General features: G+C 71.7%; 10 protein-coding genes. 7 read left to right on the top strand and 3 right to left on the bottom strand.

Going from position 1 to position 9,639, the window contains the following annotated elements; genetic code table 11:
• Window positions 1-801 (bottom strand): trans-sulfuration enzyme family protein (locus JLI01S_RS13935; RefSeq protein ID WP_068265669.1); only part of this gene is annotated, 801 nt, incomplete at its 3' end.
• A 31-nt stretch (window positions 802-832) separates the two neighbouring features.
• Here JLI01S_RS13935 and JLI01S_RS13930 point away from each other — a divergent pair.
• Window positions 833-1,960: a D-alanine--D-alanine ligase family protein gene (locus tag JLI01S_RS13930; RefSeq protein ID WP_068265667.1), complete on the top strand. Its 1,128-nt coding sequence runs from the start codon at window positions 833-835 to the stop codon at window positions 1,958-1,960.
• Between the two features lie 37 nt (window positions 1,961-1,997).
• On the opposite strand, the gene JLI01S_RS13925 is transcribed toward JLI01S_RS13930, so the two are convergent.
• Window positions 1,998-2,456 (bottom strand): DUF3515 family protein, encoded by a 459-nt coding sequence (locus JLI01S_RS13925; protein ID WP_068265665.1) that lies wholly within the window; start codon window positions 2,454-2,456, stop codon window positions 1,998-2,000.
• Between the two features lie 55 nt (window positions 2,457-2,511).
• Between JLI01S_RS13925 and thiL the strand changes: the two genes are divergently transcribed.
• Window positions 2,512-3,516: a thiamine-phosphate kinase gene (thiL, locus tag JLI01S_RS13920; protein WP_084349450.1), complete on the top strand. Its 1,005-nt coding sequence runs from the start codon at window positions 2,512-2,514 to the stop codon at window positions 3,514-3,516.
• A gap of 99 nt (window positions 3,517-3,615) precedes the next feature.
• Here thiL and rpmB read toward each other — a convergent pair whose 3' ends face one another.
• Window positions 3,616-3,810 (bottom strand): 50S ribosomal protein L28, encoded by a 195-nt coding sequence (rpmB, locus tag JLI01S_RS13915; RefSeq protein ID WP_068265663.1) that lies wholly within the window; start codon window positions 3,808-3,810, stop codon window positions 3,616-3,618.
• A gap of 197 nt (window positions 3,811-4,007) precedes the next feature.
• On the opposite strand from rpmB, the gene JLI01S_RS13910 reads away from it, so the two are divergent.
• From JLI01S_RS13910 to coaD, 5 genes are all read left to right on the top strand, one after another.
• Window positions 4,008-5,663: a DAK2 domain-containing protein gene (locus JLI01S_RS13910; protein ID WP_068265661.1), complete on the top strand. Its 1,656-nt coding sequence runs from the start codon at window positions 4,008-4,010 to the stop codon at window positions 5,661-5,663.
• Complete coding sequence (locus tag JLI01S_RS13905) at window positions 5,663-7,876, top strand: ATP-dependent DNA helicase RecG (RefSeq protein WP_068265659.1); 2,214 nt, start codon at window positions 5,663-5,665, stop codon at window positions 7,874-7,876. The genes JLI01S_RS13910 and JLI01S_RS13905 overlap by 1 nt, the downstream gene beginning before the upstream one ends.
• 71 nt (window positions 7,877-7,947) lie before the next feature.
• Entirely contained in the window at window positions 7,948-8,523 is a 576-nt protein-coding gene (rsmD, locus tag JLI01S_RS13900) for a 16S rRNA (guanine(966)-N(2))-methyltransferase RsmD (RefSeq protein ID WP_068265657.1), read from the top strand.
• Window positions 8,524-8,572: 49 nt separating this feature from the next.
• Window positions 8,573-9,130: a hemerythrin domain-containing protein gene (locus JLI01S_RS13895; RefSeq protein WP_068265655.1), complete on the top strand. Its 558-nt coding sequence runs from the start codon at window positions 8,573-8,575 to the stop codon at window positions 9,128-9,130.
• A complete protein-coding gene (gene coaD, locus JLI01S_RS13890) occupies window positions 9,127-9,609 on the top strand; it encodes a pantetheine-phosphate adenylyltransferase (protein ID WP_068265653.1) in 483 nt (160 codons plus the stop codon). The genes JLI01S_RS13895 and coaD overlap by 4 nt, the downstream gene beginning before the upstream one ends.
• Window positions 9,610-9,639 lie beyond the last annotated feature (30 nt).

The following is a 9,639-nucleotide window of genomic DNA, read 5'->3' as shown; positions in this document are numbered from 1 at the left end:
GAGATCGGCGGCGTTGGCGCAGGCCCGCTCCAGACGCAGGGAGAGGGTGCGCAGCCCGCGCAGCGCGAGCCAGGCCTCCATCGGTCCGGCGATCGCCCCGGAGAGGGTGCGCTGGCGGGCCAGCCGGGTGTGCAGCTCCCGTCCGCTCTCGGTGTCGGCCGTGACCGTCAGACCGAGGATGACGTCGGAGTGCCCGGCGAGGTACTTGGTGGCCGAGTGCACGACGACGTCGACATCGTCCTGCAGGGGTCGCTGCAGCAGGGGAGTGGCGAAGGTGTTGTCGACGGCGACCAGCGCGCCCGCCTCGTGCGCTGCCGCGGTCAGGCCGGCGATGTCGGCGAGCTCGAGCAGCGGGTTGGACGGGGACTCCAGCCAGAGCAGGTCGGCACCGGGCAGGGCAGCGGCGACGGCCTCGCTGTCCGTGACGTCGACCCAGCGCACCGTGACCCGACCGTCGGCCTGGGCCTCGGTGAGGGAGACGACGACGCCGTTGTAGGCGGCTGCGGGCGCCACGACCGTCCCGCCCGTGGGGACCAGGGACAGCGCGGCCTGCACGGCGGCCATGCCGGAGGCGAAGAGGAGGGCTCGCCCCCCTTCGAGCTCACCGACGGCCTGCTCGAAGGGGGTCCACGTCGGGTTGTCGACACGCGCGTAGTTGACCGGCCCGTCCTGGACGTACGTCGAGGTGAAGGTGACGGGGGGATTCAAGGAGGCTCCGGGCGCCCGCTCGGGCCGGCCGAGGGCCACGACCTTGGTGCGGGGGGACAGGTCGGTCTGCGCGTCGTGCTCGTGCTGCTCCATGCTCCTGAGGCTAGACGTTAGTCTTCCCCCGATGAGCAGCCATCCCAGCCGCAAGCCCCGCGTCGCCGTCGTCTTCGGCGGGCGGTCCTCCGAGCATGCCGTCTCGTGCGCCACCGCAGCCGGTGTCCTGCGCGCGATCGACCGCGATGTCTACGACGTCGTACCCGTGGGCATCACGCGTGATGGCGCGTGGGTGCTGGCCCCTGACGACGCGGATGCGCTGACCCTCACGGCCGAGCGCACCCCCGAGGTCACCGACACCGGCGCCGAGGTCATCCTCCCCACCCGGGTCGGGCGCTCCGAGCTCAGCATCCACCGTCCCGGCGCTGCGCTGGAGGCCCTGGGTGACGTCGATGTCGTCTTCCCTCTGCTGCACGGGCCCTACGGCGAGGACGGCACGCTGCAGGGGATGCTCGAGCTGACCGACATCCGCTACGTCGGTTCGGGCGTGCTCGCCTCCGCCGCTGGCATGGACAAGCACTACATGAAGGTCGTCTTCGTCGGCGCCGGCTTGCCCGTCGGGCCGTACACGGTCATCACCGACACCCAGTGGCGTCGCGACAAGGCGGCCGCGATGGATGCGGTCAGCGCGCTGACCTACCCCGTCTTCGTCAAGCCCTGCCGTGCGGGGTCCTCGATGGGCGTGTCCAAGGTCGACGGCCCCGAGGGTCTCGAGGCGGCGATCGAGGCGGCCCGCGAGCACGACCTCAAGGTGATCGTCGAGTCCGGCATCGTCGGCCGGGAGATCGAGTGCGCGGTCCTGCAGGGGCGCGGCCTCGACGCGCCGCGCACCTCCATGCCGGGGGAGATCGTCGTGGAGGCCGGTCACGGCCACGACTTCTACGACTTCGAGGCCAAGTACCTCGACGAGGCGTCCGTCGTCCTGTCCTGCCCCGCGGACCTGCCGCAGGATGTCGCCGACGAGGTGCGCCGTCTGGCCGCCGAGGCCTTCGAGTCCCTGGCCTGCGAGGGTCTGGCCCGGGTCGACTGCTTCGTCACCGAGGGTGGCGCCGTGGTCATCAACGAGATCAACACCATGCCCGGCTTCACCCCGCACTCGATGTACCCGCGGATGTGGGAGGCGAGCGGCGTGACCTACCCCGAGCTCGTCGACGAGCTCATCCAGCTGGCCCTCGAGCGGCCCGTCGGGCTGCGCTGAGCGCCCCCACACCCGCATCTGCCCAGGCAGATGCGGGTCAGCTGCACTCGTAGCCGTTGGTCGGCAGTTCTTCGACGGCAGACGCAAACGCCGGCAGGAGCAGTGGCCCCGGCCCGTGCTCGTCCGGCACGATGACCTCGATCGCCGGGTCGCGGCCGAAGCTCGTCAGTCGGGTGCCGTCGCCGAGCTCCTCGGCGACCCACCCGATGTCGTTGACGACGACGCACTGCGCCTCGGTCGGCGGCATCGCCGGCATCCCGCAGCGGGCCACCACGGCGGGATCGCCCCACGCCCTGATCGCCGGGCTGCTCGGGTCCGTCTCCCGGGCCTCGAGGTCGCTGAGCCGCTCGGGCCAGTGCTCCGCGGCCGCTGCGCAGCCCGGGCTGTCGGCGGCGGGCGGCATCCCCACCTCGACGCTCCCACCGCACCCGGCCAGGAGCAGGGGGAGGGCCAGCAGTCCGGCGAGCGCGGCACGAGGTCGGCGGGAGATGGGCACGGCGGGGAGGCTACCGTGCGGTCCTGACCCCCAACGCCGATCCGGAGCGTGACCTGTGCCCCCCACCCGCCTGTCCGACCTGTCCGAGGGGGAGCTGTTGGCTCGCCTCTTCCCCATCTTCGACGGCACGAAGGGGGTGGCCCCCGTCCTCCTCGGGCCGGGCGATGACGCGGCCGTGCTGGGTGCGCCCTCGGGCGCGGTCGTGCTCACGACGGACTCGATGGTGCGCGGTCGCGACTGGCGGGACGACTGGTCCTCCGGTCACGAGGTCGGCCGCAAGGTGGTCGCGCAGAACCTCGCGGACATCGCCGCCATGGGCGCCGTGCCGACGGGACTCCTCGTCGCGCTCGCCGCGGATCCGCACACGGAGGTCGCGTGGGTCCTCGACCTCGCGGAGGGGATCGCGGCGGCGGCCGGGGAGGCAGGGGCGCCGGTGCTCGGCGGCGACCTGTCGTCGGCCGCAGAGGGCACTGTGCTCGTGGCGATCACGGCCACGGGAGACCTCGGGGGGCGGGCACCCGTGCGACGGGACGGCGCCGGACCCGGGGACGTCGTGGCGGTCTGTGGAGGGCTGGGTCGGTCCGGGGGAGGACTGCAGCTGCTGCTCGAGGGCCGCGGGCGCACCGCCACCGATGGTGAGCCGGAGGCGACCGACCGCTCCGTCCACGAGCTGTGCCTGGTGCACCGCACCGCGGGGCGGCCGCCGATCGAGCAGGGGCCGCTGGCTGCCGACGCCGGAGCGACCTCGATGATCGATGTCTCCGACGGGCTCGTGCGCGACCTGGGCCGAGTGGCTCGTGCCAGCGGTGTGCGGATCGAGCTGTCAGGGGCGGCCCTCGCGGAGCAGGCCGCCGGACCACTCACCGAGGCGTTGGGGGAGGCCGACGCACTGCGTCAGGTGCTGTCCGGGGGCGAGGAGCACGCGCTCGCCGCCACCTTCCCGGAGGGATCGGTGCCGCGGGGGTGGGCCGTCCTGGGCGTGTGCGCCGCGGGGGAGGCGGCTGTCGTGGTCGACGGCCAGGTCCCCACGGTCACCGGCTGGGACCACTTCGCCGGCTGACCCCCTTCGCGCGCTCCCTTGAGGTCGTGCGCAGGTGCCGGGACACGAAAAGGCCGCCGTCCCCGGGAGGGGAGCAGCGGCCTTGTCGTCAGGCTCGGGTCAGCGCTTGACCTTGCCGGCCTTGAGGCATGAAGTGCAGACATTGAGACGCTTGGGGGTCACCCCGGCCTCGCCCACCTTGGCGCGCACGCGCTGGATGTTGGGGTTCCAGCGACGCTTGTTGCGGCGGTGCGAGTGCGAGATGGAGTGTCCGAAGGACGGTCCCTTGCCGCAGACGTCGCAGTTGGCAGCCACGGGTTTCTCCTGTGTTCGTCAGTAAGTGAGTGATGCTGCTCGATCGCTCCACCCGAAGGGAGGGCGCGTCACCGGGCAACCGGTACAGAGTAGCCGAGGGTGGACCGCAGGGCCAAAACGGTGCTGGGACCGCCATCGTCAAGGGTCGTGGCGGGCCCTGGGCCCGCGATGTCACCGTCGTCCACTAACCTGACGGCGTGCTGGAGGTCCTCGACGCAGAGTCAGTCCGTCGGTGGGTCGTCGTGACCCGAGCGGCCCTCGCCGCCCGACGGGCCGAGATCGACGCGCTCAATGTCTTCCCCGTCCCCGACGGGGACACCGGCACCAACATGTACCTCACGCTCGACCAGGCACTGGACACGGCGCGCACCGAGCAGGAGCGGTTGGGGATCTTCGGCGAGGTGTCGTTGCCGGTCGAGGCGGCCGCACTCTCGCGATCGGCGCTGATGTCCGCTCGTGGCAACTCCGGCGTCATCCTCAGCCAGATGATCCGCGGCGTCAGCGAGGTCGTCACCGCCGGGAACCTCGAGGTCGTCGACGCAGACGCCGTGGTGCGCGCTGTGCAGCGGGGCGCCCAGCGCGCCCGCGAGAGCGTCGTGCGCCCGCAGGAGGGGACGATCCTCAGCGTCGCCGACGCCACCGCGCTGGAGGTGGCCCGTGTGCGGGCCGAGGGAGGTGGCCTCGGGGACATGACGCGCGCCGGCGTCGAGGCCGCACGAGCCGCCCTGAGCCGCACACCCGAGCAGCTGCAGGTCCTCGCCGACGCCGGAGTCGTCGACGCCGGCGGTGCCGGCTACCTGCTCTTCGTCGAGGCCCTCGACCAGGTCGTCCACGAGCTCGGGACGCCGTCCCGCTTCGCCGTCGACGAGTTCACCCTCAACCCCTCCCTGGAGCGACGGGCCGGCTGGTCCCGGACAGGCGGCGAGGGGGCGCCGGAGCCGCGGGTCCACGAGGGCCCCGACTACGAGGTCATGTACCTGCTGCACGACGTGAGCGAGGAGGGCCTGGCCCGCCTGCGTCTGCGCCTCGACGAGATCGGGGACAGCGTCGTGGTGTCCACGGCCGAGGACGTCTGCAATGTCCATGTGCACACCGACGACATCGGTGCTGCGATCGAGGCCGGCCTCGAGCACGCAGCGCCCCAGCGGGTCGCCGTGACGCTGCTCGAGGCCCACGCTCCACGCCCGCGCGGTGGGGTCGCCATCGTGGCCTGCGCCGCCGGCCCGGGGATCGCCGAGGTCCTCGAGGAGTCCGGTGCGATCACCCTGATGTCGGGTCCCGGGCACCGGGCCTCCGCCGGCGAGATCCTTGCCGCGGTCCGATCGGCGGGCACTGAGGAGGTCATCCTCCTGCCCAATGACCGGGACACCCGCATGGCGGCGGATGCCGCCGCGCACGCCGCTGAGCAGGAGGGCCAGACGGTGCACGTGATCTCCTCCGCGACGGCCGTGCAGGGCCTGGCAGCGCTCGCGGTCTTCGATCCCGGAGCCTCGACCCAGCACAACGTCCTGGCCATGACGCACTCGGCCGCGGCCACCCGGCACGGGGCCCTCACCGTCGCGGTCAAGGCGGGCCTGACCAGCGGTGGCCTGTGCGAGGTGGGCGACGTGCTCGGCGTCGTCAGCGGGGACATCACGATCGTCGGCACCGATGCCGAGCAGGTGACCCGCGAGGTCCTCGACGGCATCGTCGCGACCGGCACCGAGCTGGTCACCCTGGTCGTCGGTGCGGACGCCCCGGAGGGCCTGGTCCACTCCATCACCGACTGGATCGAGTCCCGGCGCGACGGCATCGAGGTCGAGGTCATCGACGGCGGCCAGCCGCACTACCTGCTGCTCCTCGGAGCGGAGTAGTGGCGGGGGAGTCCACCCGGCTCAAGGGGCTGCTCGGGGGACAGGCTGCGGGCAAGCTGGCCAAGCACCGCGGGATCGAGACCGTCGGAGAGCTGCTCGCCTTCTGGCCGCGCCGATACCGCAGCGCAGAGGCCGACCTCGGCAACCCGCGCGTGGGTGACTTCCTCGTCGCAGTGGCCCGTGTGGAGACCGCCAACGCCCGCCCGATGGCCAAGCGCCGGGGCCGCATGCTCGAGGTCGTCATCACCGACGGCAGCTCGCGGATGCGCGTGACCTTCTTCGACGCGCGCGGGCACGAGCACAAGCTGCTCCCCGGCCGCGAGTTCCTCTTCGCCGGGACGGTCTCGGAGTTCAACCGTCAACGACAGCTCGCCCACCCCGGCTACGCCACCCTCGAGGAGGCGGCCGCTCTCGGCGAGCTCGGCGACGCCGACCACACCGGACTCATCCCGATCTACCGGCACGTCCCGGGTGTCCACCCGTGGACGATCACGCGGTGCGTGCGGCTGGTGCTGGGTCAGCTGGACGACGTGGTCGATGCGATCCCCGAGGCGGTGCGCCGCCGCAGGGACCTGCTCGATCGAGGCGCCGCCCTTCGCGCCATCCACGCGCCACGGGACGACAGCGATGTCGCCGCGGGCAAGCGACGCCTGCAGTTCGAGGAGGCCTTCGTCCTGCAGTGCATCCTCGGTCAGCGTCGCCTCGCGGCTGCCTCCGTCGTCACGCAGGGACGGACACCGCGGGAGGGCGGACTGCTGGCCAGCTTCGACGAGCGGCTGCCCTTCGAGCTGACCGCAGGGCAGGAGCTGGTCGGGCGCGAGGTCCTGGCCGAGATGGCCCGACCCACGCCGATGCACCGCCTGCTCCAGGGGGAGGTCGGCTCCGGCAAGACGATCGTCGCGCTGCGGGCGATGCTCGCCGCCGTCGACGCCGGTGGGCAGGCCGTCCTGCTCGCGCCGACCGAGGTCCTCGCGTCGCAGCACGCGGCGTCCATCCGCTCCATGCTCGGTGACCTGGCCGAGGGCGGGATGCTCGGTGGCGACGAGCACGCCACCCGCGTCGCCCTGCTCACCGGCTCGATGTCGACGGCCCGCCGCCGGGAGGCGATGCTCGAGATCGCCTCCGGCGAGGCGGGCATCGTCATCGGCACGCACGCACTCCTCGAGGACAAGGTGACCTTCGCCGATCTGGCTCTGGTCGTCGTCGACGAGCAGCACCGCTTCGGTGTCGAACAGCGCGATGCATTGCGCGCCAAGGGGGGCACGCCCCCGCACCTGCTCGTCATGACGGCGACACCCATCCCGCGGACCGTGGCCATGACCGTCTTCGGCGACATGGAGACGTCGACCCTGCGCGAGCTGCCGCGAGGCCGTCAACCGATCACCACGCATGTCGTGCCCGTGCACCGTCCCGGCTGGGTCGACCGGGCCTGGCAGCGCGTCGCCGAGGAGGTCGCCGTCGGGCGGCAGGCCTATGTCGTCTGCCCCCGCATCGACGGCGACGACGACCAAGTCGACGGCATCGACCTCGTCGCCGAGGACGGTGTCCTCGACGACGAGCACGACGACGGAGAGCGTCTTGACGACGAGCGGCCCCAGCGTCCGCTCGCCGCGGTCAACGAGGTCATCGAGACACTGCGGGCCCACCCGGCACTGCAGGGCCTCACCCTCGAGGTGCTCCACGGCAGGATGACCCCGGAGGACAAGGACGCGGTGATGGCGAGGTTCCACTCCGGCGACGTCGACGTCCTCGTCTCCACGACGGTCATCGAGGTGGGGGTCGACGTGCCCAATGCCTCGACGATGGTCATCCTCGACGCCGACCGCTTCGGTGTCTCCCAGCTGCACCAGCTGCGTGGCCGCGTCGGACGCGGCAGCGACCCGGGGATCTGTCTGCTCGTCACGGCGTCCGAGAGCGAGACGGCTGCCGAGCGGCTGACGTCCGTGGCCGAGACCACGGACGGCTTCGAGCTCGCCCAGATCGACCTCTCCCAGCGCCGGGAGGGGGACGTGCTGGGCACCGCCCAGCACGGCGTGCGCAGCCAGCTGCAGCACCTGTCGGTGCTGAAGCACGGCACGATCATCGAGGAGGCTCGCGAGGATGCCCAGGCGCTCCTCACCGAGGACCCCGAGATCGGCGGGCACCCGCAGCTGCGCGAGACGATCGCCAGCTGGCTCGACGCGGAGCAGGCCGCCTACCTCGAAAAGGGCTGATCCCGCCCGCTCCGGCCGGTCGAGGCGGTCCCCGGTTGGGCCGCCCACCGACGATGGCGCATCATGGACGCGTGACTCGGATCATCAGCGGCGACGCCGGCGGACGGCGACTGCGCACGCCCACGGGCGACGGCACCAGGCCCACGACCGACCGGGTGCGCGAGGCCTTGTTCTCCGCGCTCGAGTCGCGTGGGGTCATCGAGGGCGCCCACGTCATGGACCTCTACGCCGGATCCGGAGCCCTCGGGCTCGAGGCGGCCAGCCGTGGTGCCGCGAGCGTGCTGCTCGTCGAGTCCGACCGGGGCGCCTCGGCGACGATCCGCGCCAACATCTCGGACCTCGGTGTCGCCGGCGCCCGCCTGCAGTCGTGCTCCGTGGAGCAGGCCCTCAACCGGACTGCCTCCCTGCGCTACGACCTCGTCCTGGCCGACCCGCCATACGACGTCACCGAGGAGTCCCTCGCCTCGGTCCTCGAGATGCTCCTGGCCCACCAGTGGCTCGCCCAGGAGCCGGTCATCGTCATCGAGCGCTCCTCCCGCTCGCCCGAGCCGTCCTGGCCGGACGGGATCGTCGCCGAGGGCTCCAAGACCTATGGCGAGACCGTCCTGTGGTTCGCCACGCAGGTTGCACCCGACTACCAGATCTGACTCACGCCGGCGGGGTGTCATGACAGTCGGGATCGGGTAGGAATGACCCATGACCGACTACTCGATCCCGCAGCCCACCTCTGGCGACATCGTCGACCTGATCACCGCGGACCACCGCCTCCTCGAGGACCTCATGCGCGCCATGCGCGACGAGAGCGCCGACCGGGAGGCTGCCCGTGTCGCCTTCTCCGACCTGCTCGTCGCGCACAGCGAGGCCGAGGAGGACAACGTCTACCCGAAGCTGAAGTCGAAGAAGGTCATCGACGGCGAGGAGGAAGAGCACGGTGAGGAGGAGCACGCCGCCACCAACGAGGCGCTGCTCAAGCTGCTCCAGGCCAAGGGCACCGACACACAGAAGTTCGAGGACGCCCTCGAGGGCGTCGCGGAGGTGCTCAACCACCACATCGGCGAGGAGGAGCTGTCGATCCTCAACCCCGCCCGTGAGGACGCTTCGGAGGAGCTGCGCCAAGAGCTCGGCACGCAGTGGCTGGTCAAGCGCAACGAGCTGCTCGAGAGCGGCGCCGGCTCGCTCGAAAACGTCGAGAAGATCGTCAAGAAGGCCTACGACGATGGTCTGCTGCCCAACGACGAGCAGCCGCAGGAGTGACCCGCGCCGTCTGCCCCGGCTCCTACGACCCGGTGACCGTCGGGCACATCGATGTCTTCCGACGGGCCGCCGCGCTCTTCGACGAGGTCGTGGTCGCGATCCTGCACAACCCGGCCAAGCAGGGAACCTTCACGGTCGACGAGCGGGCCGGTTTCATCCGTGATCAGGTGGGCGACCTGGGCAATGTGCGCGTCGAGGCCTTCGCCAACCGGCTCATCGTCGACGTGTGCACCGAGCTGGACGCCCACGTTCTCCTCAAGGGGCTGCGCGGTGAGACCGACTTCTCCTACGAGTGGCCGATGGCGCTGATGAACCGCCACCTCACCGGTGTCGAGACCCTCTTCCTCCCCGGAGATCCGCGCCACGAGTACGTCTCCTCGTCCTTGGTCAAGGAGGTCGCGCGCTTCGGCGGGGACGTCACCGGACTCGTCGCCGACGAAGTGCGCGACGCTCTGGTGGAGCGCTTGCCCCGCCCCTGAGCCGAGCGGGAACTTTCTCGACGCTTCCAG

It is taken from the genome of Janibacter limosus NBRC 16128 (genome assembly GCF_001570985.1).
GTDB classification, from domain to species: Bacteria; Actinomycetota; Actinomycetes; order Actinomycetales; family Dermatophilaceae; genus Janibacter; species Janibacter limosus.
This window is presented reverse-complemented; position numbering and strand designations above follow the sequence as displayed.

Excerpts from the sequence above, each read along its gene's own strand:
- JLI01S_RS13930 (WP_068265667.1), top strand. The coding sequence starts at position 833 with ATGAGCAGCCATCCCAGCCGCAAGCCCCGCGTCGCCGTCGTCTTCGGC.
- JLI01S_RS13895 (WP_068265655.1), top strand. The coding sequence starts at position 8,573 with ATGACCGACTACTCGATCCCGCAGCCCACCTCTGGCGACATCGTCGAC.